The 25,718-nt window shown below is 37.2% G+C and carries 28 protein-coding genes; 8 read left to right on the top strand and 20 right to left on the bottom strand.

Going from position 1 to position 25,718, the window contains the following annotated elements; genetic code table 11:
• Positions 1–42 precede the first annotated feature (42 nt).
• A complete protein-coding gene (locus HU823_RS13060; protein ID WP_171005500.1) occupies positions 43–186 on the bottom strand; it encodes a hypothetical protein in 144 nt (47 codons plus the stop codon).
• 177 nt (positions 187–363) lie between these two features.
• On the opposite strand from HU823_RS13060, the gene HU823_RS13055 reads away from it, so the two are divergent.
• Positions 364–1,356 (top strand): Gfo/Idh/MocA family protein, encoded by a 993-nt coding sequence (locus HU823_RS13055; RefSeq protein WP_197222380.1) that lies wholly within the window; start codon positions 364–366, stop codon positions 1,354–1,356.
• A gap of 447 nt (positions 1,357–1,803) precedes the next feature.
• Here the strand turns inward: HU823_RS13055 and HU823_RS13050 are convergent, their stop codons facing one another.
• From HU823_RS13050 to HU823_RS13040, 3 genes are all read right to left on the bottom strand, one after another.
• Positions 1,804–2,307 carry a hypothetical protein gene (locus tag HU823_RS13050; protein ID WP_144701648.1) on the bottom strand — a complete coding sequence of 168 codons (504 nt, stop codon included), beginning with the start codon at positions 2,305–2,307 and terminating at the stop codon, positions 1,804–1,806.
• A 226-nt stretch (positions 2,308–2,533) separates the two neighbouring features.
• Positions 2,534–3,226, bottom strand: a complete 693-nt coding sequence (locus HU823_RS13045; RefSeq protein WP_197222342.1) for a response regulator transcription factor — start codon at positions 3,224–3,226, stop codon at positions 2,534–2,536.
• Complete coding sequence (locus HU823_RS13040; RefSeq protein ID WP_197222341.1) at positions 3,204–4,322, bottom strand: sensor histidine kinase; 1,119 nt, start codon at positions 4,320–4,322, stop codon at positions 3,204–3,206. The genes HU823_RS13045 and HU823_RS13040 overlap by 23 nt, the downstream gene beginning before the upstream one ends.
• Before the next feature lie 257 nt (positions 4,323–4,579).
• On the opposite strand from HU823_RS13040, the gene HU823_RS13035 reads away from it, so the two are divergent.
• Entirely contained in the window at positions 4,580–5,233 is a 654-nt protein-coding gene (locus HU823_RS13035) for a DsbA family oxidoreductase (RefSeq protein ID WP_370630087.1), read from the top strand.
• Between the two features lie 94 nt (positions 5,234–5,327).
• Here HU823_RS13035 and HU823_RS13030 read toward each other — a convergent pair whose 3' ends face one another.
• From HU823_RS13030 to HU823_RS13020, 3 genes are all read right to left on the bottom strand, one after another.
• Positions 5,328–5,999 (bottom strand): permease, encoded by a 672-nt coding sequence (locus HU823_RS13030; protein ID WP_197222340.1) that lies wholly within the window; start codon positions 5,997–5,999, stop codon positions 5,328–5,330.
• A gap of 63 nt (positions 6,000–6,062) precedes the next feature.
• Positions 6,063–6,545: an NUDIX hydrolase gene (locus tag HU823_RS13025; protein ID WP_197222339.1), complete on the bottom strand. Its 483-nt coding sequence runs from the start codon at positions 6,543–6,545 to the stop codon at positions 6,063–6,065.
• A 119-nt stretch (positions 6,546–6,664) separates the two neighbouring features.
• On the bottom strand, positions 6,665–7,417 hold the full coding sequence (locus tag HU823_RS13020) for a hypothetical protein (RefSeq protein ID WP_370630083.1): 753 nt from the start codon (positions 7,415–7,417) through the stop codon (positions 6,665–6,667).
• A gap of 78 nt (positions 7,418–7,495) precedes the next feature.
• Between HU823_RS13020 and HU823_RS13015 the strand changes: the two genes are divergently transcribed.
• Positions 7,496–7,762 (top strand): hypothetical protein, encoded by a 267-nt coding sequence (locus tag HU823_RS13015; protein WP_197222338.1) that lies wholly within the window; start codon positions 7,496–7,498, stop codon positions 7,760–7,762.
• 46 nt (positions 7,763–7,808) lie between these two features.
• Here HU823_RS13015 and pheA read toward each other — a convergent pair whose 3' ends face one another.
• The 3 genes from pheA to HU823_RS13000 all read right to left on the bottom strand — a co-directional run bounded on the left by pheA (position 7,809) and on the right by HU823_RS13000 (position 10,294).
• A complete protein-coding gene (pheA, locus tag HU823_RS13010) occupies positions 7,809–8,633 on the bottom strand; it encodes a prephenate dehydratase (RefSeq protein WP_197222337.1) in 825 nt (274 codons plus the stop codon).
• A gap of 88 nt (positions 8,634–8,721) precedes the next feature.
• Positions 8,722–9,783 (bottom strand): hypothetical protein, encoded by a 1,062-nt coding sequence (locus tag HU823_RS13005; protein ID WP_197222336.1) that lies wholly within the window; start codon positions 9,781–9,783, stop codon positions 8,722–8,724.
• Positions 9,764–10,294 carry an RNA polymerase sigma factor gene (locus tag HU823_RS13000; RefSeq protein WP_144701672.1) on the bottom strand — a complete coding sequence of 177 codons (531 nt, stop codon included), beginning with the start codon at positions 10,292–10,294 and terminating at the stop codon, positions 9,764–9,766. The genes HU823_RS13005 and HU823_RS13000 overlap by 20 nt, the downstream gene beginning before the upstream one ends.
• A 170-nt stretch (positions 10,295–10,464) precedes the next feature.
• On the opposite strand from HU823_RS13000, the gene HU823_RS12995 reads away from it, so the two are divergent.
• From HU823_RS12995 to HU823_RS21940, 3 genes are all read left to right on the top strand, one after another.
• Positions 10,465–10,893 (top strand): hypothetical protein, encoded by a 429-nt coding sequence (locus HU823_RS12995; RefSeq protein WP_137790116.1) that lies wholly within the window; start codon positions 10,465–10,467, stop codon positions 10,891–10,893.
• A gap of 70 nt (positions 10,894–10,963) precedes the next feature.
• The gene (locus HU823_RS22305) at positions 10,964–11,170 is read left to right on the top strand and encodes a DUF1796 family putative cysteine peptidase (protein WP_197222335.1); all 207 of its coding nucleotides are present in this window, start codon (positions 10,964–10,966) and stop codon (positions 11,168–11,170) included.
• Positions 11,164–11,622 carry a DUF1796 family putative cysteine peptidase gene (locus HU823_RS21940; protein WP_370630081.1) on the top strand — a complete coding sequence of 153 codons (459 nt, stop codon included), beginning with the start codon at positions 11,164–11,166 and terminating at the stop codon, positions 11,620–11,622. Before HU823_RS22305 ends, HU823_RS21940 begins: the two co-directional genes overlap by 7 nt.
• 419 nt (positions 11,623–12,041) lie before the next feature.
• On the opposite strand, the gene HU823_RS12980 is transcribed toward HU823_RS21940, so the two are convergent.
• The 8 genes from HU823_RS12980 to HU823_RS12945 form a co-directional block, all read right to left on the bottom strand.
• Positions 12,042–13,988: an LTA synthase family protein gene (locus HU823_RS12980; protein ID WP_197222333.1), complete on the bottom strand. Its 1,947-nt coding sequence runs from the start codon at positions 13,986–13,988 to the stop codon at positions 12,042–12,044.
• Between the two features lie 223 nt (positions 13,989–14,211).
• Complete coding sequence (locus tag HU823_RS12975) at positions 14,212–15,669, bottom strand: protein adenylyltransferase SelO (protein WP_197222332.1); 1,458 nt, start codon at positions 15,667–15,669, stop codon at positions 14,212–14,214.
• Between the two features lie 169 nt (positions 15,670–15,838).
• Entirely contained in the window at positions 15,839–16,090 is a 252-nt protein-coding gene (locus HU823_RS12970) for a hypothetical protein (protein WP_197222331.1), read from the bottom strand.
• An 89-nt stretch (positions 16,091–16,179) separates the two neighbouring features.
• Positions 16,180–16,449 carry a hypothetical protein gene (locus tag HU823_RS12965; RefSeq protein ID WP_144701687.1) on the bottom strand — a complete coding sequence of 90 codons (270 nt, stop codon included), beginning with the start codon at positions 16,447–16,449 and terminating at the stop codon, positions 16,180–16,182.
• A gap of 12 nt (positions 16,450–16,461) precedes the next feature.
• Positions 16,462–16,956, bottom strand: coding sequence for a hypothetical protein (locus HU823_RS12960; RefSeq protein ID WP_144701690.1), 495 nt, complete (start codon positions 16,954–16,956; stop codon positions 16,462–16,464).
• 138 nt (positions 16,957–17,094) lie between these two features.
• Positions 17,095–17,559, bottom strand: a complete 465-nt coding sequence (locus HU823_RS12955; RefSeq protein WP_144701693.1) for a GNAT family N-acetyltransferase — start codon at positions 17,557–17,559, stop codon at positions 17,095–17,097.
• A 217-nt stretch (positions 17,560–17,776) separates the two neighbouring features.
• A complete protein-coding gene (locus tag HU823_RS12950; RefSeq protein WP_144701696.1) occupies positions 17,777–18,541 on the bottom strand; it encodes an SDR family NAD(P)-dependent oxidoreductase in 765 nt (254 codons plus the stop codon).
• A 139-nt stretch (positions 18,542–18,680) separates the two neighbouring features.
• Positions 18,681–19,169 carry a DinB family protein gene (locus HU823_RS12945; RefSeq protein ID WP_186320567.1) on the bottom strand — a complete coding sequence of 163 codons (489 nt, stop codon included), beginning with the start codon at positions 19,167–19,169 and terminating at the stop codon, positions 18,681–18,683.
• Between the two features lie 184 nt (positions 19,170–19,353).
• Between HU823_RS12945 and HU823_RS12940 the strand changes: the two genes are divergently transcribed.
• Entirely contained in the window at positions 19,354–20,982 is a 1,629-nt protein-coding gene (locus tag HU823_RS12940; RefSeq protein WP_197222330.1) for a sensor domain-containing diguanylate cyclase, read from the top strand.
• 59 nt (positions 20,983–21,041) lie between these two features.
• Here the strand turns inward: HU823_RS12940 and HU823_RS12935 are convergent, their stop codons facing one another.
• Together HU823_RS12935 and HU823_RS12930 are read right to left on the bottom strand one after the other, a co-directional pair.
• Positions 21,042–22,511 carry an aldehyde dehydrogenase family protein gene (locus tag HU823_RS12935; protein WP_197222377.1) on the bottom strand — a complete coding sequence of 490 codons (1,470 nt, stop codon included), beginning with the start codon at positions 22,509–22,511 and terminating at the stop codon, positions 21,042–21,044.
• 416 nt (positions 22,512–22,927) lie between these two features.
• Positions 22,928–24,448, bottom strand: coding sequence for a DHA2 family efflux MFS transporter permease subunit (locus tag HU823_RS12930; RefSeq protein WP_144701705.1), 1,521 nt, complete (start codon positions 24,446–24,448; stop codon positions 22,928–22,930).
• Positions 24,449–24,604: 156 nt separating this feature from the next.
• Here HU823_RS12930 and HU823_RS12925 point away from each other — a divergent pair, with 156 nt between their 5' ends.
• Entirely contained in the window at positions 24,605–25,480 is an 876-nt protein-coding gene (locus tag HU823_RS12925; protein WP_197222329.1) for a TetR/AcrR family transcriptional regulator, read from the top strand.
• The last annotated feature ends 238 nt before the right edge of the window (positions 25,481–25,718 follow it).

Here is a 25,718-nt window from a genome sequence, read left to right as displayed (position 1 = left end):
AAGATTCCCTAAGATCTTCGCTTTTTTCATGTATGGCTTCTTTTATTTTGGATTCAACGACGTTAATTCAAATTCAGGCTTGCGTTTCTCTTGATCTGCTACTGATTGTTCTTTAAGCACGTATCGTGATACTGGCATATCTAAAGGCTTTATCGTTTGCTGGTTATGATTGGTCATAGTAAGCATAACTCATCCCTCCTTACCAGGTTTTAACTTCTATTTACCCTGGATGTTATATCAAGAAACCTTTTTCTACAAAAATAGTGCGACAGTCCTCATTATTTGTCTAAAACATGACTATAGGAGTAGAATACATACTATGAAAAGCATCGGGCTATGCTACCGATTGTGAAAGGATGAATCATCTTGAAATTTGGAGTTATTGGAACAAATTGGATCACAGAGAGCTTTATTGCTGCTGCAAGAGAAGTAAATGGTTTTACACTGAATGCTGTCTATTCACGTACAGAAGAAAAAGCAAAAGAATTTGCTGAGAAGCATGGTGCAATCCATACGTTTACTGATTTAGAAAAGATGGCTGCTAGTAATGAAATTGACGCGGTGTATATTGCTAGCCCAAACTCATTTCACGCAGAGTATGCGATAACACTCATGAACCATGGCAAACATATAATCTGTGAAAAGCCTATTGCATCGAATGCAAAAGAAGTAGAAAAAATGATAGCTGTTGCTAAGGAAAACAATGTGTTGCTCATGGAAGCTATGCGTTCAACCGTGATGCCGAACTTTAGAAGCATTCAAGAGAACCTTCATAAGATCGGTAAAGTTCGCCGTTATTTTGCAAACTCCTGTCAGTACTCATCTCGTTATGATAAGTATAAGGAAGGCACGATCCTTAACGCTTTTAAACCGGAGTTCTCAAATGGTTCATTGATGGATATCGGAATTTATTGTTTATACCCGATGGTCGTTCTTTTTGGAGAGCCTCGCGAGGTTAAAGCAAACGCCTACCTGCTCGAATCTGGCGTAGATGGTGAAGGAAGTATTCTTTTAAACTATGGAGAGAGTGAAGCAGTTGTGATGTACTCTAAGATCTCTAACTCTTACGTCCCGTCAGAAATCCAAGGTGAAAACGGAAGTATTCTGATCGATCATATACAGGATATGACAAACATCGAGATTCGATATCGAGATGGTCGTACAGAGAACATCACAGTTGAACAAGATAAACCGAAGATGTATTACGAAGCGAAAGAGTTTATCGATCTGATCGAACGTGGTGAACTTGAGTCTAAAGTGAATTCACATGCAAATTCACTAACTGTGATGAAGATTATGGACGAAGCCCGCAAGCAAGTGGGGTTGATTTATCCAGCAGATAATAAAAACGATTAATAGGCGAGAACTATAATAACTAACGAATAGATTATAATCTGGTCGTTTTTATACAACCTTATTTAATTTAAGAAACCTTTATAATGGTCGTAGCATTTGTATGCCTAAGTATTCTTTAAAATTTTCACCTTCACACGCTAAGTTATTTTTGTATCAAGGGTGCTTAGATGTAAGCAGGATGAGTGAATGGAACACCTTTTGGATATGCTTTACGCAACTGCTTACAGTTTTGATCGAATTTTGCTTTAGAAGGTAGTGCGTGTAATGGGGCAAGGTTTCGGCTAACTAGAAGAAGTTGAACTTGAGCCAGACAAACTTGGTGGCTTAATCACAATAGCTGTAGATTTCTGTTCTTCCGGATATGAATCCCTTTTGTTGTTCCGTTAACGCCAAATGCCCACAAATCCGAATTAAGCCCGGATCAAATAGATCCGAGCTTTTTTTGATTCAGTTCTTCTTCTCCAACAAACGATATTTGTAATACTTCATAAACCCAACAAAAATTAAAATGGAGCCAACGATATTCGTGATAACGCGAATACTGTGAATCAAGACAAACTCTTTCGCTGTTTCTTTTAAGAACGCTACTGAATGAACGTCTGTTCCTTCGATAAACATAATTTCGTTACGTGGCCATTCAAATACAATTGAAATAGCACCTTCAATCACGATCATCATCATGCTCCAAAAAATCCATTTTCTTGCCGGTTTTACTTTCCATCCTAAAAATAAAGCCAGGATTCCTGTTGAGATACTTGCCATGCCGATCGGAGGAAAATACGTGTGCGGGCTTGCTACTTCCATAAATTCCATAGCCGTTTCAAGTGATTTTGGTACATTATAAAAGATATTAGGATATAACAAAAACGTATTTACGAGCATACTTCCTAACATGATCCACTGCACCCAAAGATGAGATAATATCGATACAAACGTAATGTTTTTCTTCATGAATGATAACCCCTTTTGGTAAATGTTTTGTGTTCAACCTTCTTACTGGAGTTATCATAAACAGGAAAACTAAAGTTTTTATTAGCTAATTCTTAAGAATTTCTTAAATCCATCCATAAAGAAATGCAGCCTTAGCTGCACAAATACTATCATCTTGAACTTGTTTCTACGTCGAAAATCATCGCGCAAACAAGTTATCGATGAAGGGTCAAGAATATCTTCATTTCTACATGCCATTTCTGAATCGGTATCCCACTCCCCAAACGGTCTCGATATATTGTGGCTTGGCTGGATTTTCTTCGATTTTCTCTCTTAGCTTTCTTATGTGAACAGTTACCGTCGACGTATCTCCCATCGATTCAAGTCCCCATATTTGGTCAAATAGGTGCTCTTTACTAAAGACGATGTTTGGGTTGGTCACAAGGAATTTTAGCAGGTCGAATTCTTTTACAGCTAATTTTTTCTCAATCCCATAAATAAGAACCTGTCGGGAATTCAAATGGATTTCTAGACCTTTTATTATAATAATGTCCTGTTTCTCATCAAGTTTGGTGAGACGCTTGTAACGTGAGATGTGGGCTTTCACCCTGGCTACCAAATCATTGGTGTTAAAGGGCTTAACGATATAGTCATCTGCTCCACGGTCAAAGCCACGCATTTTATCAATATCGGTTTTTCTTGCGGTTACCATTAAGATCGGAATCTCCAATTTTTCACGTAACTGGGTGCAAAGTTCGAAACCATCTACACCTGGCAGCATGAGATCAAGTAAGATCAGATCATAAGATCCTTCAAGAGCCATTCTTAATCCTTCATCACCTGTTTCGGCAATGTCGCTCTCGATTCCGTTGAATTTCAGGTAATCCTGTTCCAGCTTCGCGATGCTCGTTTCGTCTTCAATGATTAATACGTTTGGCATTGCTGTTCCCTTCTTTTCGTTTTTTTAAAGTAAAATAGATAGAAGTACCTTTTCCTTCTTCGCTTTCAGCCCAAATATCTCCACCATGTCCTTCAACAAGTTTCTTCACAATAGCCAGTCCTAAACCACTTCCACCCGTTGCTTTGTTCCGAGATGGATCTGAGCGGTAAAAGCTTTCAAAAATGCGAGGCAAAGATTCTTTAGGTATCCCTTTACCATTATCCTCAATTTTCACAAGTACAGTATCGGAATCATACTGAAGGTAAACTGAAATCTTTCTCTCTTTTTTGTCACTATACTTCAAGCTATTTTGTAAAATATTATCAATGATTCTACCTAAACTTAGCCGATCAGCCATGACCGAATTGTTCTCACTCGTCTCTGATTGAAACGTGAACTCTACATCTTTAAAGTAAGGGTCGTATTGAAGTTCCTGAAGATAATCTGCTAAAAAGTTATCTAATGAAACCGGTTCAAATTGAAATGAAAATTGTTCAAAATCTAATTTTGAATATAGAAAAAGCTCATTTATGAGGTGATCCATATCCTCCGCTTTTTGATAAGCGGTCTTTAAGTACATTTGTTTCGTCTTTGGGTTATCTGGGATTCCATCTAATACACCATTTATGTAACCTTTTATTGATGTGAGCGGAGTTTTCAAATCATGTGAGATACTCGCAACAAATTCTTTTCGGTTATTCTCGTAAAGGTCTCTTTCCTCTCTTGCTTTTTTCAGCTGAAGTCTCATACTCTCAAACGTTTCAGATAGTTTTCCCAGCTCATCTTTATTTACGGATACAATCTCATGATCTAAATTTCCATTGCTTATTTCTTCTGCCGCTTTTGTAAGAATACGAATCGGCTTAAGTATCGTTTTTGAAACCATATAGGTAAGGATTCCGTTCGTTAGGATCAGAATAAAAAGAAGTCCAATGAACCTTAAGCTCATAAACCATTGTGAGTCCTTTTTAACAGGTGTGCCATTCATCCCCGAAAAGATAAGGGTTGCGATTACAAGTTCAAGCAATAGAAATAACACGATCGGAAAAACGATCATAGCAACATTTGAGGCGATAAGGCGTTTCTTTATAGACATGACTTCCTCCTGTTGAACACTAAACGTACAGTCCAAATAATTTGAAGAATCACTCCTATTATATAACCAAAATATACAAAATCATGAGTGATTCAAAAAACATTAGAGTTTTTGAATAGAAATATTGTCAATCCGAAATCAAACCACGTGTAAAATATACAGTTTCCTTTTATACTATGATAGACATGAACCAAATGGAGGGATTTACGATGTTGCACATTGAAATGTGGACAGACTTTGCTTGACCATTCTGCTATATTGGCAAAAAGCGTCTGGAGGACGCTATTAAAAAGATTAATCATCCTGTTGAAGTAACGTATCGCTGCTTTGAACTGGATCCAACGATGGAACGTGACGTTAACGAAAACATCTATGAAAAACTATCTAAAAAATATGGCATGAGTATAGATGCTGCTAAAGCAAACACGCAAAACGTGATACAAATGGCGAAGGAATCTGGACTAGAGTATCACATGGATACGATGATTTTAACCAATACCTTTGATGCTCACCGTTTGACGATGTACGCTAAAAAAGAAGGTAAGATGCAGGAGATGACAGAACGCATTTTATACGCCTTCTTTACAGAATCCAAACATATTGGGAATCATGAAACATTAGCAGATCTTGCCGAAGATGTTGGTTTAAATAGAGAAGCTGTATTACAGATGCTTTCAAGTGATGAGATGGCAGATGAGGTTAGAGCTGATGAAGAAACAGCTAAAGCTTATGGAGTAACAGGCGTACCCTTCTATCTCATCGACAAAAAATATGCGCTTACTGGTGCACAGCCTACTGATGTTTTTGTGCAAGCACTAAATAAGATCATATCTGAAAACAAAATCACTTTTCTAAACAATGACGATGGAATGAGCTGTGACGATGATGGCTGTGAAATTCCTGAGAAATAGCAGACATATATTAAGGCAAATCGCATAAAGAAAAACGCAGAGGTATTAGCATCCTCTGCGTTTTTTTAACTATAGCCATAATTCCAAAATTTATTTATATAAATCTCTTTAAATAGTCGCCAAATATTTTGTTCATAACTTTGGGCGTGTTTTCTAAATAAACATTAATCTGTTCCTTGTTTGATTCGAATTTATCAGAGTTTCTTTCATCTGTTGGAAAATCAGATATTCCTTTAAGAATAATACATTCAACATCATTCTTTTTGCAGATAAAAGCAATTGCACTCGCTTCTGTATCGGCGATTGTTATTTGATTTTCTTTAAGCTCTAAATAATCCTTCCACATAACGACTGCTTTATCAGCTGTGCCAATTGTTCCAGTGTTAAAATCATTTCCGTATTTCGATAGATCAATATCAACGATGAAGGATTGCTTTATAAAAGGCTCGACTTCTTTTACTGTACAATCATATTGAACGGCTTTATCGGGTACGAAAATATCTAAATTAGTGAACGTATCATCTATTCCTGCACATGTTCCAGCTACGATTACCTTCGTTAAGTTAAATTTTGAAATCATATACTGATTACCACCAACACCATTTACTTTTCTTACACCGGTACTGTAAAAAACAAGTTCAGAATCATTCATTATTCTCATGAAATACTCTCCATAAGGATAATTGAAACATTCATCCTTTTTTATGCTGAAATATTCTAAGGTCGCTTCATATTCCCACTTTGTTGCTATACTTATTCCTATCATCAAACTTATCCCCTAAAACGATTAATATTGTTAATTCCTTTACATCTGAACCACAATAAAGATTTACACGCTTCTCTCGACCTTCAATTCAAAATTAGGTTTTGTCACATATTCCTTATAGATTACTTTTCCTGCATTGTTTAAATAATCACTATAGCGAGTCAGATAAGCTTCACCCGTTAACATACCTAATACATCGTCTTTTGGCACCCAACGGCTATCTGTCGTTTCATCTGACACCGTTAGTTCCCCGCCAATCGGCTTACATACAAAATCAAACATAACTTTCGTTGGAACGTTCGTGACTCCATCATGCCACTTATATTGAGCTGTGTTCGAGTATACTCCAGATAAATGTGAAACGGTAATATCAATACCGCTCTCTTCCTTTGTTTCACGAACCAAAGCGTCAATTAAGTTTTCTCCTTCTTCCACCTGACCTCCAGGAAAAACCCAGCCATTATGTATGGTTTTAACTAACAACACATTCCCTTTACCATCTTCCACATAACCTGCCACTGCTACAATATGAGTTGGCATTATCATTTTTGAAAACCTCCAATAGAATAGGTTAATATATCCTACTCCATCATAAGGAGAATTAGAAGATATTCCCATGATCGATTGGTGATAGGTTGATGATAGATTCACTACTTTTCTAAGGCTTATTTATACTTTCTCAAAGCTTCATATAAAAATTCTTTTTGGTAGCCGCTTTTCTCATGGATCATGTTCACCCAATGTTCGATTGAATCTGTTTGATCACCATCATGTAAGCCTTCATTCGTACTTAAAAAGCTTTCCCAATTAAAGAACTCCCAGTGCGCAGTCTCATTCTTATAAGGCACTCTGCATTCAAAGAGAGGTTTTGGATAAACGTGATTCTGCGAGTACTCTGCTCCTTGTAAGAAGACATTCCTCTCAATCGGAGTTAAATCAAATAATTGGTTTGAGATCTTGCCATTTGGTCTATGATAAAGGATCTCGATATGATTTTGATCCCTTGTTTGAATCTGGATTTCAGCTGCAGGAAAAAATCCCTTCAACTTTTCATTCGAATAATCTTCATTATTGGTTTCAACGAGGATGGGTTGCAGCCACTGATCGCCTAAATCACACAGATATCGATTACCCTTTTCATCTAACGCCACAACCGCAACATGTGCTTCATCTGTATGAAACATAGAGCCGATTGGAAAGGCTGTTATTCCATCATTTTTGAATTCATCTAACAACCAGAGTGCAAGATCAAAACAGTTGCCCGTATTTCCAAATTGCATTCTATGTTCTTTCATCAACGAGACGTCTCTTTGTTTCTTCGTCGTACCTTTATGGAAGTACCAAGCCTTCGTTAAGGTTTCCATAGGAAAAGAATCGAACTTCTTCCACGTTTTAAGAATAGGATGTGATGAATACACCTAAAATCCCCCCTAACACTCATACTATATATTTACAGTTAAGTATATCATCGTCTAACTTTTTAAGGAGGATATGAGATGGAAAGCGTAATTATTGTCAGTGAACTTTTCTTATTAACCTCATTTGGACTTATTCTCTTTCTAAGAAAACGCACATCTAAAAATGTAATTTCTACTATACTTCTCTATGTAATTAGTGCATTGCCACTTATTATTGCAGGTTTGAATACTCCTCAAAGCAACCTTAGCACACCTTTAGCGCTCGGACTTTCGTTGATTTACACATGGCTTGTCGTAGGGATCTCTATGCTTTTCTGCATCGTACTATTGTTGAAAACAAAATGAGAGACATAATAAAAAGAGCTCCGACTTTTTTCGAAGCTCTTATCATTTATAGCCTTGTTGTTCTATAGCTTCCCAACACACGTACATCATGTCCGAATGCTTCTAGAATCGTAATAGCTTTGTTCATTTTCTCTTCATGAAGACCATTTTGAGCTTCTACAAAAAAATGATACGTCCCAAGCTGCTTTTTCGTAGGTCTTGATTCAATCCACGTTAAGTTGATAGATAGCGCTGTAAATACGTTCAAGATGGATGAAAGGACACCAGAATAATCTGATGTTGGCGAAATCAACAACATCGTTTTTGAGTTTTTGGGGTGAATTTCCGCATTCTCTTTGCTGATCACAACAAAACGAGTATGATTATTGCTGTTGTCTTGAATTCCACTTTTGACGATTTCAAGATCAAAGACCTCGGCAGCATATTTGGATGCAATGGCCGCAACATCTTTTCTTTCTTGATTGTTAACAGCTTGTGCAGCTGCAGAAGTGCTATCGTAATGCTTACTTTTCACTTTTGCTTCTCGAATAAAATCTCGACACTGAGCGAGAGCAGGAACGATTGACCATACTTCCCGTATCTCTTCTAAATGAGCTCCCTTTAATGCAAGTAGGTGTAAGGAGACTGGGAAAATAATTTCTGCTTCCACAAAGAGATCATGTCTCAACAAGCCGTCAGCCGTAATATTGATCGTACCTTCAATTGAATTTTCGATCGGTACGATTCCTTTATCTGCTATACCCTCTTCAACGGCTTCAAGTACATCTACAATAGAATCACTTTTATACCATTCATTTTCGTGATCTGCAAAATAACGAAAGGCAGCTTCTTCCGAGAAACTTCCCTGTGGACCTAGATATGCTACTTTCATGACTGTGATAACGCCTGCCTTTAGTTTTTCATATCAGTATACAACGATTAAGGACGTACACCAACCTTTTTTCACTAAAAGTATTGGCTTATTTGACTTCAACGACGATACTGTCGAACCTTTCCCCACCAAAATATGTGTCTAGTCGATAAATCCCAGAGTTACTGAATTTCATATTTACCGGAATAGAATGAATGGATCCCACTTTTTCTATAGGACTCAAAGGACTGTCTTCTTGAAATTTGTATGACCAAACCATTCCCGAATTTTGAACAAGAACTCTTTCATGTTCCCCACTGTCCTTGTTCGTAGCCATTATCTTAAAGTCACCTCTTGTTAATATTTCTATTTCATTATGACTTCCAAAGAAATGCCATAGAAACTTATCTGTTTTCCCAGCTATGAATGGCGGACCAGCTATTCCGATTTTATCTTTTTTTCCTACTAAGACTTCAAAGGTAGGTGTTGCAAATTCGGTTGAAAGTTTCCAATTTTCATCACTTCCCTGAAGGAGTTTACCGTCATTATAGATCTTAAATGAATAAGCTAACTCAGCTGCCGTATCTCCATTAAAAAAAGGTGTGTAAAAGTAAACATGATAATTCAACTTACTATGTGGTGACTTAAAGTAATAATGGTGAATTTGTACAACATTCATCGTTTTTTGATGATCTAGACCATATGTTCCTGAGTACCGAAACCCCTCTAAATCTTGGCTAACAAATGGATTTTGAGTTTGAATACTTTTCATTTTTTCATCTTCTGTTAACGGCTCAATTCCACCAACTTTTTTTCCGTCAGCCATAAAGAACACAGACCCATCTTTGTTTCTTTTCATAATAAAATCATCACTGTTCTTCATTTTAAAAGATTCATCCCCATGCAAGAATATCCCGGACCCTGTAGTATATTTCACAGTATTTTCGTTAGTTTGATTCATTGCAAAGTAACTTCCACTTACCAGAAATAGAAGCAGAACGATCATGCTTAAGAGTGGTTTATAAAAACGAAAAATAAAAGTTGATGATGTATTTTCAGAAGACAACTGGTTTAACTCGTTTTCTATAGATTGTAGCTGATTGCTATTCATCTTATATGATTTAAAATTTTTAAGTTCCATGATAACTTCTTCATCGGTTAATCGCGTCAATATAATCACTCCACTTTTCAGACGTAAGCTTTTTCTTTAAAGATTGAACTGAGCGATAATAAGTAAGATTCACTTTGTCTATTTTCCATTTCAAAATGTGAGACGTTTCTTCAGGGGTAAAATCTAAAATACCCCTTAAAATGACGACATCTCTATAGGAAGCCTTCAACTCAGTAATCGCTTCATATAACTCCTTTTTTCGTTCGTCCTCCAACACCCAGTCGTGAGGAAGTTTACTTTTTTCAGAAAAAATACTTTTTAGTTGATTCACAAGAGCATATTGTCGTTTTGTTTTCCGAATGTGATCAATCGCAATATTCCTTGCAATAGAAATAAGCCATGTTTTCGGATCAGCACGTTGTTCAAATTGATCGATATATTTAAAACCTTTAACAAATGCTTCTTGAACCATATCTTCAACATCTTTTGTGCCTAAATAATAAATGAGAAAGTTATAAATATCATTGTGATACAAAGTAAACCACTGTTTAATTCGTTCTTCCTTTTTCATCGCTTCACTCCCTCTTCTAGAGCCTCTCATGTATTAGACGTTTAAATAGGAAACTCCTTTCACTAAGACAGAACATTTTCAACCCAACGTTCAAATTTTTATTTTTTTGTACTGTTGTACAAGCCATTTTCACCAAAAACCATATATTGAAACAGAGGGGAGGTGATTACTTGGCTAAATTTCTTGATTTAAGAACAAGTCAAAATGCAAGTTATTCTAACTCAATTGCCCAACCTATTACTGTAGCAGGTGCTCCACAATTATTTGGAAGAATTGGTCTAGGTACTGTTGGTGCTGGCCCCAATATCAGAGTTCTCTTACAAGGTGCCGTTTCATTACAGCTTCCTCTACTTCCCGCTGTTACAACCATTACGATTCAAGTCGTAAGAGGTACAAGCCCTAACTCTCCTCTAGTTTATTCCGCGAGTGAAAATATGGACCTAAACATCTTAGGGCCACAAACTTTTGCATTTAACGCTCTTGACTTTAACCCTCCTGCAGATATTCAACAAACATATTCAGCTTATATTTCAGTAAGTTTAGTGGGCGTTGTCCGTGTAGGACCTGAAAGCTTCTCAGGGGTTGCAGTAAGCGATTAACGATATAGAAACAACCTTCTTTGCGAAGGTTGTTTTTTTACAAGAATTATTGAAACAAAGAGGTGACCAAATGAGATTACAGGACATAAAGAAATCTTACAATGCCGTAATCACTCTTCGCAGTGAATGCGGTCCTGGTATGCATCTTAGAAGACAGTCGTTAAGACAAACTGCTTTCCCTTTAGATTGGGTTTGCTCTCACTCTTTAGCTGGAATTAATGAGCTTCTAAGGACCAAATTCAAAAGATTCATTCTTATAAACCTGATTTTGTGTTAGATGATCAAGGAGTTACTACATGTTCTCATTCCCACTTCATCAACGATCTTAAATATAACGTTATATCTGTACATGATTTCCCAATCGTTACAGGACAGCATTGGATGTTAAACTATCTAAGCTTTAAACGTACCATCAAGCAACGGGTGCAGAGGATGTACGAGTGGTTTAGAAAGAGCTCTTCCCTATTATTTATTAGATGGTCTGTTATTGATATCGATGAAGATCAACTGAAAAAAGAAACCGCTGAATTAGAGATGGTATTATCTAATTTTGTAAAAGGTAATTTCACCATTCTAATGATTTATCCTACTGATAAGGTAGAGGAACTTACAGAAGTAGATTGGGGTATGAAACATGTATGTGTTATTTATGTACCTGTAAGAACAGACCCTATTACAGATAATGATACTTGGGATTACTTATTACATGGTATCTCAATAGAAGATTAATCGAACATTACCGGGATGCCAATTAAATTTCAGACATCTGCCAGCACTTATTAGATGTTTTTCTTATTATATTTATAAAATGTAATAAAAAGTTTACAGCAGAAGGTTTCCTAGTGAATCATCCTGTGCTACGCTCTTATATAGGATAATATAACTAGATTAGGATGTTTTAAAAGATGTGTGATGAACAAATCGCGATAAAAATTATAAAAAAATTAGGCCTCTTATTTGAAGAATATAAATGCTGCAAATGTGAAAAGCACAAGAAAAAGTTGGTACGTGACATTCAGCTGTTGGGTGAAAAACTAGAAGAAATTTAAGACTGATCAACAAGAGAAGCTCAACATTTATACAAGTTGAGTTTTTTTGTCTTTTTAAACTAAAAAAGCCGTCCAAATCATCTGGACGGCTTTTTTGTGTTACTCGTTTGTTTCACTTTTAGGTTTTTCTTCTTCTTTAATGTTGTAATCGTACTTAGAAGGATCAACTGGCTTGAACCCTTTTACTTTATGGAATCGTAATAAGTCTCCATAAACGGTTCGGTCAGATAGGTCCAACTTCGTCTCTGCTTCTTTTTCGAGGGCTTTAATTTCTTTTGTTTCCTTTACAGGCTCCCCTGTTTTAGAGTCGTAATATTTACCATCAATTCCTGTTACAGTAGGCGAAACAAAATCACCATTACGCAACGGTAGTACTTGGTCATGATTTTTAGATAACAGATCAGTACCGAATTGAATGTACTCTTTTGTATCCATTCCTAACAAATGCATAAGCGTTGGACGAATATCGATCTGACCTCCAACTTTATCAATGGTTCCACCCTTTAATCCTGGTGCATGAATGAACAATGGTACCTTTTGAAGTTGTGTGTTCTCAAAAGGTGTGATTTCTTTTCCGAGTACTTTTGCCATTGATTTATTACGCGTTTCAGCGATTCCATAATGGTCACCATACATAACGACCATCGTATTATCGTATAGTCCAGCCTCTTTTAAGTCAGTAAAGAACTGTTGAAGAGCTTCGTCCATATATCTTGCCGTTTGGAAATAACGGTCTACCGTTCCATCTCCTGTTGTGTGAGGCTCGATTGTAGCTTCCTCTTCTGTAATCGGATATGGGAAATGGTTTGATAGTGTAATGAATTTAGAGTAGAACGGCTGTTTTAACGATTTCAGCATCGGCATAGATTCTTCAAAGAACGGTTTATCTTTTAGACCATAGTTTTCTACGTCTTCTTCGTTCATATCATAATGTTCTGCATCAAAGAACTTTTGATAACCAAAGCGCTTATAGATCACATCTCGATTCCAGAACGACTTGTAGTTACCATGGAACACAGCTGTCGAATAGCCTTGTTGTTCCATAATGGCTGGTGCAGCTTGATAAGTGTTCTCACCTTTTGTAGTAAACGCTGTTCCTTGCGGTAATCCATATAACGAGTTCTCGATCATAAACTCAGCATCAGCTGTTTTACCTTGTGATGTTTGATGATAAAAATTGTTAAAATACAACGTGTTTTTATCTTGTGTTAACGAGTTTAAGAAAGGTGTTACTTCTTGTCCGTTCAATTTGTAATTAATCGCAAAATTTTGCAGCGACTCTAAGTGAAGATAGATAACGTTCATGCCTTTTGCTTTTCCGAAATATTCAGGATTCGGTTCAGCATAATTAGCCTTCACATAGTTCTCCACTTCTGTAACATCATCTGTATCTGCAAGTGCACGCTGAGCAGATGATTTCGAGCTTAATACCGCGTCATAGAGCGTGTAGTTATACATTCCTAAATATTTTACAATATAGTTTCGGTCAAACGTTCTAGTCAACAGTTGCGGACGATCCATTTCAGCTAACAACAAGTTTGCAGATAATGCAATTACTGCAGCTAGACCAACCGTTAAGATACTTTTTCGTTTTACTCTGATTGGTTCTGGATTAATTTTCTTTGTTAAAACTAATACTAACAGTACAACGATATCTAGAAAGAACAGTATGTCATACGGATTGAAAAGTGCTCCAATACTGTTTCCGATCGTTCCAGCATTTTTTGTCTGTGTTAAAGTTGGCAGCGTGATAAAATCTGTGAAAAAACGGTAATAAAGCATATTTGCAAATAACATTAAGGTCATTGCCGTATTGATGATAATCATCCAAACGTATGATTTTCTACCTTTTGCAAACAAGGCAAATCCTACAAATAAGAGTGCTGAGCCAATTGGGTTGATAAACAGGATGAATTCTTGAAATCCACCTTCGACTCCCAGATTAAATTCCATTTTATAAGCGGCATAAGATTTAATCCAAACTAAAACAACTGTAAGCAGGAAAAATCCCATATGTTTGTTCAATATTTGTTTTTGGTTAATCATTCTCTCACCTCTAAAGTTTCGGTAACCAATCTATCATTCTAGTTTAATTTCAGTTCTTTTTCAATACGATCGTGGAAAACAATATAAAAAATAGTACATCTTATTAACTAAAAAGTCAACGAAACATACCTTCCTCTTTTTCCATGGGATATTATGGATATCAGAAAAAGCTACTCTTCTGAGCAGCTTTTTATCTATATGTTCTTCATTTATTTTTATGTGATCATGTCCCACAAAATGTTCGGTACGGTCCTTCTGTTTCAGGTGGTAGTTGCGTGTATTCTTCTTGATCTGGTAAATAATCGTAAGGCATAGATAAGACATGATGAAGTCTTTCCAGTACGCTGTAATCACCATTTTCAGCTGCTTGAATAGCCTCTTCAACTCTATGATTTCTTGGAATGATGGATGGATTATTGTTTCGCATCAACTGCAATGTTTCTTCCTTGGACTTTGGTTGTCTCGTTTTTCTTTCTTCCCACTTTTGATGCCAAGTCTTAAAATCTTCCGCTTCAAAAAGATCCGAACAATCTTTGTTGCCAAGCGTTAAGGAACGGAATGTATTCGTATAGTCTGCTTTATGATGAGCCATGAGTGAAAGTAATTCTTCTATAAGAGATTGATCTTCTTTCTCTTCATTATATAGTCCAAGCTTTGATCGCATTCCTCTAAAATAGTTAGCATGATACAGATCAGAAAATCCATATAAAACTTCTTGTGCCAATTCAACTGCCTTTTCTTGTTCATCGTGTAAGAATGGCAATAATGTTTCAGCAAATCGGGCTAGATTCCAACCGGCAATTCGGGGCTGGTTAGCGTATGCATAACGGCCCTCTCTATCAATTGAACTGAAAACAGTCAGTGGATCATATTTGTCCATGAATGCACATGGGCCATAATCGATCGTTTCTCCGCTGATGGCCATGTTGTCGGTGTTCATAACGCCGTGGATGAAACCAACGAGCTGCCACTTCGAAATTAAGTACGCTTGTTGTTCGATCACTTTTTTGAGGAGATTCAAATATTGATTTTCATCACTTTCCACTTCAGGATAATGACGCTTTATACTATAATCTGCTAACTCTTTCAATTCATCGAGTGTTCCCCATTTTGAAGCAAACTCAAACGTACCTACTCGTAGATGGCTTGCCGCTACCCGCGTCATGATAGCCCCTGGAAGAGTGTTTTCACGCATGATCGATTCACCTGTCGTTACAACTGCCAGACTTCGAGTCGTTGGAATTCCTAGAGCGTGCATCGCTTCACTCACAATATATTCACGAAGCATTGGACCAAGAGCTGCCCGTCCGTCTCCTCCTCTAGAATAGGGAGTTCTTCCCGATCCTTTTAGTTGAATGTCATAACGTTTTCCATCAGGAGTGATCTGCTCTCCCACCATTAATGCTCGTCCATCACCTAACATATTAAAATAACCAAACTGATGTCCTGCATATGCTTGTGCTAAGGAAGAACCTCCTTCCGGAAGCATGTTGCCTGCAAATACGTTTACAGCATCTTCATCTCGAAGAAATTCTACGTTCAATCCAAGAGACGAAGCCACCGATTCATTGAGCACAACTAATTTTGGTGAAACTACTGGGTTTGGGTCAATGATTGAGAAAAATTTATCTGGTAGTTCAGCATAACTGTTATCTAAATTCCAGCCTGTTACTTTCGTCATGAGAAGCACACCTTCTTTTATATGATTAAATCCTTGATTTCTAGTTCCACCTTAACATACTAGACCTGTCCTTGTTTGTTATCTGTATATTAATCACATTAAAAAGTAATTAATCATAAGAAAACTCGGAAAAATTCAATCCGAGTTCTGTCTAAACTATTTTCATTTCTTAGGCACTTAGTTTTTTCATAATAGCTGATGGATTAGAAGTAAACAAAATATAGTTTTGTTTTTCTGTCTCAATAAAGACCCGATCTGTCATACCATACAGGAAACCGATACGGATAGCCTCTTTATCGTCTCCACCATATGTATCGTCTAAACCTACATTAAGAATATCATCGGCAGGAATCTCCACCCTCAATAGCTGCCATCGAATAATAAAGTTGTTATCTATCTTTTTTACACTAACCTCAATCATTGCTCTCCACCCCTATTTTTTGTCTTACTAATATTACGGATTAGTAGATGGAAAGTTTCGGTAATCAGAGTTTAAGCTACAGACCCGGTTTAATTTCCAAATCCACCGTTACGCCATGCTAATCCGACCATCTCCATCAGCAAAAGAGGAACCGCAAGAATGATTGATACAGTTATGGCCAAACCCCGAAAACCGAGGTTCTTGGGAGATCGAAATGCAAAATACATAGCAGTGAGCACTCCTCCCCACACGATCAACCGCCAGTATCCAAAAGCAATGGCATAGGTTTGTATCAGTAAAAAGAACGCGACTGTAGAACCACTTACAAGTAATGAAATCGAACTAAATTTTCCTTTCAAACCAATCCACTCCTAGTAGTCCATCGAATTTGCTGATTTCAACAGATCCTCCATCTTAAAATCAGAACCCATTAACATCATCCCATAATATACATCATCTTTACTCCAACGAATGGATTTAACGTCAGATGATTCAGCTTCAATAATAACCTCAGTTCCATCTTTCAATTTTGTTGTCTTCTTCTCACCTTCATCATTAAAATTTGCGTTTTTATGTTGAAACGTGGTTACATGAAGGACGGAACCTTTTTCATTGCCATAAATAAATTCGGTATGTAAGATATCCCCTTTTGGATCTCCCGCCGGTTCTGCAGCATATGTTAATTGGACGTCTTTTGGCTGAAAAGGAAGTTTTTCTGGAGCTGCCATCTTTTGTTGCACATCTTTTGACAACCGCTCCATCTCTTTCTTCACATTCGGATAATTCATCTTAAGCTTCTCGACAGCTCCTTGATCGCTGCAAGCTGCCAAGATAATTAAAAGTAACAAGCTCAGTATTTTCTTCATACGATCACCTCTTACTTTTCTATATTCTCTTTTTGGAATATAATTCCTGTTTCAGAAGAAGCTGTCCTTTCGAAATATACAAAAAAGCTTAGAGATTATCTCACCCTAAGCCACTTCCTAATTTATCTTAATAATGTTCTATAGAACAAATTCCATCGATATTCTCGTGTTTTTATAACCTAGCCTCTTATACAATTGATAAGCAGCTTCATTCTTTCCAAAGACACTTAATCCAATAGACTCTATTCCTGATTGCTTTAACATACTTTGAAGTATTTCTAACGTTTTCTTCCCGTATCCTTTTCTTCTATGAAGGTCGTCTATGAAAATATGGTACAAATAGGCTTGATTAATCTCCGGCATCAATCCATACCAGAGAATTCCTACTTTTTCATAGGTTTTGGAATCTTGAATGTTGTACAAATACTGACCTTCAGTTAACAAGCCATCTTTCCAAAGATCAGACATCATCATTTCTGATTCTTCTAATGCTGACTGTAACGTTAGGTTGAAGTTCTTAGTGATTTCACAAGCGTAATCTGAAATCATAAATGCCAGATAATCCTGAAATTCTTGTTCGGTTAATGGTTTTAAATGTATCATGTTATCTCTCCATTCTAGTAATGATCAATTAGAAGGAAGTAAACAAAGATTCATTCATAGAAAATTGATTAAATAAAATAAAGAGTTACCTCATGAATAAACACCTTTGTTTACTCGTGAGACCATGTTACACAATTTGTTTGAGACATTCTTATATGCTCCTTTAACTTTCATCATTTTATAAAGTTTATTTTAACATAAAGTTCCAATAAATGATTTAATCCATTATCGAACCGCACGTTACATTGATAATCGCACCTGTTATAGCACTCGCTCGATCAGAAGCAATAAACACCGCTATATCAGCGACTTCTTTTAACTTTGGAAGGCGTCCTAGCACTGTTCCTCCCTCCATATATTCTCTCACCTCAGGAAAGTCTGGTTTCCAAGTATCTGGTATAGCATCTAATCTTAAAGATACGACACGAATGCCTTTTGAACCGAGCTCACCGGCTAAGCTACGTGTGTATCCTTCAATTGCTGCACATGCTGTGGCGAAACCTCCCGTGAAATGATAAGTACGGTCTCTGCCTGATAATGATGAAGATGATGCAGAAAGAGTTAAGATCACTCCCGAATTCTGCTTTATCATATGCTTAGCTGCTGCAGTACTTGTGAGAAAATGAGTTTGGACACCGGTCAAAATGGGAGTCATAAAATCTTCTTGTGCCATTTTGGTGAGTGCCGTTCCTTGAAGATCTCCTCGAATTCCTATTGCGTTAAAGGAAATATCTATCTTTCCAGCATGCTTTACGATTCGATTTAGATGCCCTTCTATTTCATTTTGATTAAGAGCATCTACTTTCGTTACTTTCGCCGTGCCTCCAGCATTTGTTATCTCATTTGCTACAATTTGCAGGGAATCAAGCGATCTTCCGGCTAAAAATACAAAGGCCCCCTCTTCAGCAAAAGCACGTGCAACAGCACCACCTATCGCACCACCCGCTCCATAAACGACTGCGATTTTGTCTTTCAACAACATCTTCAGTCCTCCTTTTTTCATTCTTTCAATCAGTATTGCACTTAAACCAAAGCTTTCATTCTTTTTATCCCTATTTCTTTCGTTCCATAAAAAAGTACATTCTCCTGATTGAAGAATGTACGGTCTGTTTTATATTCGTTTAGAGACTTAACTTTTCTTTCACTTCTTTAATTTGAAGAATATGTCTTTGTTCATGATAGGCCACAAACGGAATCCATTGTTTTAAACTAATATCACCGAAAATAGGATGTGGAAAGCCTTTTGCTTCTAAGTCCTTTTCATCAGCAGTATTCTCGATATCTAGTAAAAGTTGATGAGTTGCAGCCAATTTCATTTTAAGCTCTTCAATAGTTGCAAATTCTGAAGTTGGCACTGCAAATTCTGGAGCATCGACTTTAATATCTCTGTTAATTGTTGCTTCAATCGGCTTCTTGTCTGCGTTTACCACTTTACCATTTTGAAGTTGATGTTTAATGTTTTTAGCAATACCGCCTTCCATTAAATATAAATGTTCTACAATTTGTTTAATAGACCACTCATTCTCTGAAGGTTTTCGATTTAGATTCTCGTCATTTAATCCTTCAACTTCTGTAAACAGATCTTGGCGTATCTTATCATTAATCAGCATTTCTTCATCACCTTTAATGTATATGACTTGTCCTCGTAGTGTAGCATAATCAGCTTTCAAAATTCTCGTTTGAGAACTTTGTCCCATCGTTTATTTCATTGATTCCTAATCATTTCTATAATTGTTTCCGATATAACAATTGGTTCTTTTTGAAATAAATTTTATTATTATAGGAGTCATTTCAATGTCTATCAAAATTCAAACGTATCTGTCCGTGAGCATCTCATTGATCATACTAACCACATCATTATTTCTTAGTATCTTTATCAGTGATAAATCCAGCGAATTATTAGAAAAAGAAATAGGTAATTCCCTAGCTTCTTCAGCTTTTCAACTATCCCACAACCTTGATTCTTTCATGTGGTCCAGATACCAGGAACTTCAAGTTTTAAGTGAACAGGAAGTTCTGAAAGACCCGAGAAGAATAAATGAAGCACAATTTCTGATCGATCAGCTTCAAAATAAAATCCCTTCCTTCTCTTGGGTTGGAATAACGAATCAAAATGGAGTCATTCAAGCTTCAACGAAGAAACTTCTTATCAACCAAGATATATCTGCTCGTCCCGTTTTTCAAAAAGCAACTGAACAGCCTTTTATCGGTGATGTACATGATGCCCTTTTGTTATCCAAACTGATTCCAACCAAGGATGGTTCACCTTTACAATTAGTTGATATCAGTACACCATTAACAGATAAAAACGGCGTTTTCCAAGGTGTGTTAGCCGCCCATCTCAGCTGGGAGTGGTCTAAAGAAGTGGAAGCCGCGATTCTAAAGCCCATAAAAGAGCAAAAAAAAGATGTGGAAGTATACATAATCAGTAAAGAAAACACAGTACTCCTAGGTCATAAAAATGATTTAGGAAAAAAAATCAAGATAAGTGATCTCGATAATAAAGGAAAGAATAACGAGTGGAATTTTGTGCGTTGGCCAGATGGAAAAGAGTATGTAACAGGCTATGCATTTGGCGACGGATATCTGAATTATCCCGGACTAGGCTGGACGGTTGTCATTCGTCAATCAGAACAAGCGGCTTATGCATCCGTCCAATATCTTCAAAAATTTATTTTAGTCTGCGGTATTGTGATTTCTCTACTTATGGCTGTTATTGGATGGTTTATCACAAAGAGAGTTTCTCGTCCTCTTTTTGATTTGGCTATCTCTGCTGACAAGTTGAAAGATGGTGAGATTGTAGAGATTCCTTTGTTACGCGGAATCAAAGATATAGAAGTTCTAAGTTCTTCTTTTAGAAGCTTAATCTCATCATTAAAGCAAACAGAAAAACAGTTAGACAAGATGGAGAACATGGCACATACGGACTTTCTGACAAGTATGCCGAATCGGTTAGCTCTTTTAGAGTACATGAATTCAGTTCGCTTTGATTCTTTTAATGGCAGCTATGGGGTGCTCTATATAGATTTGGATGGTTTTAAATCAATCAATGATACACACGGACATCATGCGGGAGATCTGCTATTAATAGAGGTAGGTAAGCGGATCATTGATTCATTAATAAAGAAGGAACATTTCGCAGCACGTTTAGGTGGAGATGAATTTGTAGTTGTACTACCTATTCAGGAGAATTATTTAAATGAAATAACCGAGATCTCACACTTCCTCATAGACACTCTTAACCGACCATTTCTTATTCAGGAACATTCTATAAAAATTGGGTGCAGCATGGGATCAGCTGAATGGGTAGCTCAGGACGTTTCACCACAAACAATACTTGAATATGCAGATGAGGCACTATACGTTTCAAAGAACACGGGTAAAAATAAGTTGAGTTTCTACCCATTTCGAAAAACATCATAAAATTGCTTCAAATAAAGAAAGCATCCGAATGAAGACATCCGGATGCTTTTTGTACTTATTTACTTTAATTGGCTAATGAAAGGTCCATAATTTCTTGGAGTACGTTGCACAGATAACCATTTTAGAGTAGTGAATTCTTCTAACACCCACTCACCATTAAATCGACCAAGTCCTGAGTCTTTTTCTCCACCAAATGGCATGTGAGGTTCATCGTTAACAGATTGGTCATTGATGTGAATCATACCTGTATGAATGTCATGAGCTATGTCTGTTGCATGTTCAATGTTTTTAGAGTGAACGGCTCCGCTCAGTCCGTACGGATAAGCATTTGCCATCTGAACAACGTCTTCATCCTTTTCAAACGGAATAAGAATAGCTACTGGTCCAAAAATTTCATTCTTCGCTAAAGGCATTTCATTATTAACATCTGTTATCACTGTAGGTTCTAAAACATTTCCGTCGGCATCTCCACCAATACGAATCTTCGCACCCTGTGAAACACTCGCTTCAATATCTTTTAAGATTCGATCAACTTGGTCTCTATTGATTAATGGACCAACGTTCGTATCTTTTTTGGACGGGTCACCAAATTTTAGATTTTTTGCACGTTGAACAAAGGTTTCTGCAAATTCTTCATAAATATCTTGATGAACAAAGATACGATTGATTGCCATACATATTTGCCCTTGGTGATAGAACTTTCCAAACAAGGCTGAATCTACGGCTTGATCAATGTCTGCTTCTTTTAACGCGATAAATACGTTATTACCGCCTAATTCAAGAGCAGATTTCTTTAAGTTCTTACCAGCAAGTTCACCGATGTGTCTGCCGACTTCCGTAGAACCTGTAAACGAGATCAGACGCGGGGTTGGATGTGTGACGATCTCATCTCCAATTTCTGAGCCACGTCCTACGATAACATTAATCAGACCTTTTGGAAGTCCAGCCGCTTCAAAAATACTCGCAAAGATTAATCCACCAGTTACCGGTGTGTCAGTAGCTGGTTTAATAACAACAGCATTTCCAGTCGCGATGGCAGGTGCGATGGATCGAATAGCCAGATGGAACGGGAAATTCCAAGGACTAATAATTCCAATTACACCTAACGGATTACGGTACACTCTATTTTCCTTGCCAGCTGTTTGAGAAGGAAGAATTTTTCCTTCCATTCGATAAGGGTATGTTGTAGATTCTTTTAAGATATTGATAGAAGCTCGAAATTCTGAGATAGCTTTCATATATGTGCTTCCTGATTCTTTGATAATCCAATCAATAATAAGCTCTTCATTCTCTTGCATTACGTCAGCTACTTTTTCTAAAACAGCTCGCTTGTTTTGTGGGAGTTCATTTGCCCATTCAGCTTGAGCAATTCTTGCCGCTTCATAAGCTTCGTCCAAGTCTTCTTTCGTCGCAGCTTGAATCGTAACAAGCTCTTCATCTGTGAATGGATTTGTGTTTTTCATGAAGCTATCACTGCTTCCCTTTCTCCATTCGCCGTTAATAAATATATTTGAAAAATCGGTGTTCATTTTATTCATCTTCAATTCCACTCCTTTTACTTACAAAAGATTAGTTAAGACCTTACTCCTATTTTCAAACGATGTAAATCAATCTGCTTATTACTTTACCCAACTACTCATAGATACTACACATGATTTGTGATTCTTAAGTGTTTTACGGTACGTGTTTTTTATATTTACACGTTCACCGATAAATGGAGTGTAATCACCTACGAATTAATTGTGAGCACCGGTAAACACTTCACTTTCACCGATAAAGTGGAACTTTTCACCTGAGATCAAGACACCTCCACCTGAACATATACTGATCAATGGCGCTGTTGTATTCAGCGACTACATTCTGAACCTAATTCTTAAAGAAAAAGAAAAACCGACACTAGATTGGGTATTATTCGTACCCAAAGTGTCGGTTTCATAAAAATATTTTAAGCTGTAACTGATTTAGTTGATGTTTTGTTTTCTTTTTCAATCTTATTTACTGCTTCAGCACTTGTATCGACGCGTTTGACGAAAAAGGCTAGCACTAAAGCAACGATATTAATTCCGAATGCAACTAAGAATGAGTATTGAATTCCTGACAGAAGAGCCTGCTGTGTTAAAGCAGCGGTTGAGGCTTCGGTAATCGTCGCTGGATCTACTCCGCTCATTAAGCTTTCTGCTTCTGTTTTTGTAACAGTGTTCATAATCGTAACTAGTATCGCTGTACCGATCGAACCGGATACTTGCTGTGCTGTATTATTAACGGCTGTACCGTGCGGATTTAGGCTCGTTGGAAGCTGATTAAGACCATTCGTCATAATCGGCATCATGACCATCGACAATCCAAACATACGCATAGAATAGATCATGATGATATAAGAATAAGACGAATCAGCTTGCAGATGAGCGAGCATATAAGTCGAGACTGCTGTGATAGAAAGTCCGACTACCGCTAAAGCACGCGGTCCGAATTTATCAAAAAGTTTACCAGTAATAGGTGACATGATTCCCATAATGATTGCTCCCGGCAGCATCATCAGTCCAGAATCAAGTGGTGAAATTCCTCGAACGCTTTGCACGTAAGCTGGTGTAAGAATCATGCCAGAGAACATGGCAACCGCATTAACGATCGCAATAACGGATGCAAGTGCAAACATTGGATACTTATACACTCGAATGTTCAACAATGGTTCATCTAACTTTAATTGTCGCATGATGAAGATAACCAATGCAATTCCACCGATAATCAATGTTGATAGAACGACGGTATCTGTCCATCCGTCTGAACTTGCTGTACTACAGCCGTATAGGATTCCTCCAAAACCGATGCTAGACAACACAAGAGAAAGGTAATCCAACGATACATTTTTGTTCTGCTTCATCACGTTCTCAAGCTTCCATACAGCAAATAGTAAGCTGAGGATAGCTAGAGGCAGAATCATTTCAAAAAGGAGACGCCAGTCATAGTATTCTACGATATACCCTGACAATGTTGGTCCGATCGCAGGAGCTGTAATCATGACCAACCCGAAAATCCCCATCGCAATGCCTCGTTTTTCACGTGGAAAACTAACGAGCATGACGTTCATTAAGATTGGTCCCATTACAGATGAACCGACAGCTTGCACCATACGTCCTGTTAATAACACACCAAAGTTAGGTGCAAAGGCTGATAGCGCAGTACCGATTGTAAAGATGACCATTGCTGTAATAAATAACATTCGATTAGAAAATCGAGTGATTAAAAACGCTGAAGCTGGTATTAAAACACCGCTCACAAGCATGAAGCCGGTGACCAGCCATTGAACGGTCGAATAGTCTTTTACATTTAAATCCACCATGATGGTAGGCAATGCTACGTTCAGCAATGAGTTGTTTAAAAAAGCTACGAACGCTCCAACGAACAAGATCGCAAGCATCAAATAGGGCGGTTTTTTATGTTGTAAAGTGGAATCTGTATTCCCCATGTCATTTCTCCTCTTTATAAAATAATTACTTAACTTTATTAAGTTTATACCCTGAGTATAAAAATATCAACACTTTTGTACCTTAAGTCTAAAAACGTTGTGTTTCCAACTGAAGAAATTTATACTAGTCGTAAGGGTTGGACTTAGGAGGAACGCATGAATAACAGAAAAAGAAAAGTCGCTGACACCGCATTAAAGCTTTTTATAGAAAAAGGCATCCAGCATACATCTATACAGGAAATCATAGATAAAGCAAATATTTCAAAAGGTACGTTCTATAACTATTTCTCATCAAAGAGTGACTGTATCGCAGACATATTAGAATTTCTGCGGTATGATGCCAGTCAGCAGCGAATTGCCGTTCAGATCGGTAGGGACACAGGTGATCGGGACGTTTTCATCGAACAAATTGTGATCATTATGCGTTTGAATCAGGAAAGAAACCTTCAGCCACTTTTTGAAGCGATTCTTTCATCCAATGAAGCCGACTTAAAAAAACTCGTTATGCAGCATCGGTTATATGAGATGGAATGGCTTTCTAATCGTTTTATCGAGATCTTAGGGGATGAAGTGCGGGAGCATGTGTTTGAAGCCACTATCCTATTCTTTGGAATGATGCATCATATGTTATTTACGATGCGAATAACGAATACAACTTACTCATTAGAGCATGTCGTTGATACACTTCTCTCTTATATTGAGTTGATCGTACCGAAGATGATGATGAACGAATCTGTTCTCATTCCTCTTTCAGCTATTGATTTACTTCGTACAAATGCAAATAAAAAACAAGTTAAAATAGAGGACATTCTTTCACTTGCTGATCAGCTGCAGCAGGATTATACGTTTAACGAAGAACAGCAAGACCTTTTTGATGCGATCATGAGTGAACTTCAACGTGAGCGTATTCGTAAAATAGTTCTTCAACCATTATTGAAGCCATTTCAAAAAAGTTTTGAAGAATCACCAATTTCTTCTCAAGCGCAAACTTTTACTAACTTGGTATGGTACTTTTTAAGAAACATGAATTGAAGAAAAGGCTGACCGATATCTAGAATCGGGTCAGCCTTTTTATGTTTGCACAAATGACGTACTCTTCTTATAATATTGGTGAATGGAGGTCGGTAAAAATGGCAAATCATTTTGCCGGAATCATAATCAGCTCATGCAAAGCCTACAATTAGGGGCGATTCTTTGTATGGGCAGACATCGGTAACGTCAGTCGCCCGAGCGTATGACTTCGTTTCTAATGATGGCTTTGCACCTTGTT

The sequence above is a fragment of the Fictibacillus sp. 18YEL24 genome (assembly GCF_015903855.1).
Lineage (GTDB): Bacteria > Bacillota > Bacilli > Bacillales > Fictibacillaceae > Fictibacillus > Fictibacillus phosphorivorans_C.
This window is presented reverse-complemented; position numbering and strand designations above follow the sequence as displayed.

Bases quoted from the DNA above. Each gene is read 5' to 3' on its own strand.
- HU823_RS13060 (WP_171005500.1), bottom strand. From the start codon at position 186: ATGCTTACTATGACCAATCATAACCAGCAAACGATAAAGCCTTTAGAT.
- HU823_RS13050 (WP_144701648.1), bottom strand. From the start codon at position 2,307: ATGAAGAAAAACATTACGTTTGTATCGATATTATCTCATCTTTGGGTG.
- HU823_RS13045 (WP_197222342.1), bottom strand. From the start codon at position 3,226: ATGCCAAACGTATTAATCATTGAAGACGAAACGAGCATCGCGAAGCTG.
- HU823_RS13040 (WP_197222341.1), bottom strand. From the start codon at position 4,322: ATGTCTATAAAGAAACGCCTTATCGCCTCAAATGTTGCTATGATCGTT.
- HU823_RS13030 (WP_197222340.1), bottom strand. From the start codon at position 5,999: ATGATAGGAATAAGTATAGCAACAAAGTGGGAATATGAAGCGACCTTA.
- HU823_RS13025 (WP_197222339.1), bottom strand. From the start codon at position 6,545: ATGATAATGCCAACTCATATTGTAGCAGTGGCAGGTTATGTGGAAGAT.
- HU823_RS13015 (WP_197222338.1), top strand. From the start codon at position 7,496: ATGGAAAGCGTAATTATTGTCAGTGAACTTTTCTTATTAACCTCATTT.
- pheA (WP_197222337.1), bottom strand. From the start codon at position 8,633: ATGAAAGTAGCATATCTAGGTCCACAGGGAAGTTTCTCGGAAGAAGCT.
- HU823_RS13000 (WP_144701672.1), bottom strand. From the start codon at position 10,294: ATGAAAAAGGAAGAACGAATTAAACAGTGGTTTACTTTGTATCACAAT.
- HU823_RS22305 (WP_197222335.1), top strand. From the start codon at position 10,964: ATGAGATTACAGGACATAAAGAAATCTTACAATGCCGTAATCACTCTT.
- HU823_RS12980 (WP_197222333.1), bottom strand. From the start codon at position 13,988: ATGATTAACCAAAAACAAATATTGAACAAACATATGGGATTTTTCCTG.
- HU823_RS12975 (WP_197222332.1), bottom strand. From the start codon at position 15,669: ATGACGAAAGTAACAGGCTGGAATTTAGATAACAGTTATGCTGAACTA.
- HU823_RS12970 (WP_197222331.1), bottom strand. From the start codon at position 16,090: ATGATTGAGGTTAGTGTAAAAAAGATAGATAACAACTTTATTATTCGA.
- HU823_RS12960 (WP_144701690.1), bottom strand. From the start codon at position 16,956: ATGAAGAAAATACTGAGCTTGTTACTTTTAATTATCTTGGCAGCTTGC.
- HU823_RS12955 (WP_144701693.1), bottom strand. From the start codon at position 17,559: ATGATACATTTAAAACCATTAACCGAACAAGAATTTCAGGATTATCTG.
- HU823_RS12950 (WP_144701696.1), bottom strand. From the start codon at position 18,541: ATGTTGTTGAAAGACAAAATCGCAGTCGTTTATGGAGCGGGTGGTGCG.
- HU823_RS12945 (WP_186320567.1), bottom strand. From the start codon at position 19,169: ATGCTGATTAATGATAAGATACGCCAAGATCTGTTTACAGAAGTTGAA.
- HU823_RS12940 (WP_197222330.1), top strand. From the start codon at position 19,354: ATGTCTATCAAAATTCAAACGTATCTGTCCGTGAGCATCTCATTGATC.
- HU823_RS12935 (WP_197222377.1), bottom strand. From the start codon at position 22,511: ATGAACACCGATTTTTCAAATATATTTATTAACGGCGAATGGAGAAAG.
- HU823_RS12930 (WP_144701705.1), bottom strand. From the start codon at position 24,448: ATGGGGAATACAGATTCCACTTTACAACATAAAAAACCGCCCTATTTG.
- HU823_RS12925 (WP_197222329.1), top strand. From the start codon at position 24,605: ATGAATAACAGAAAAAGAAAAGTCGCTGACACCGCATTAAAGCTTTTT.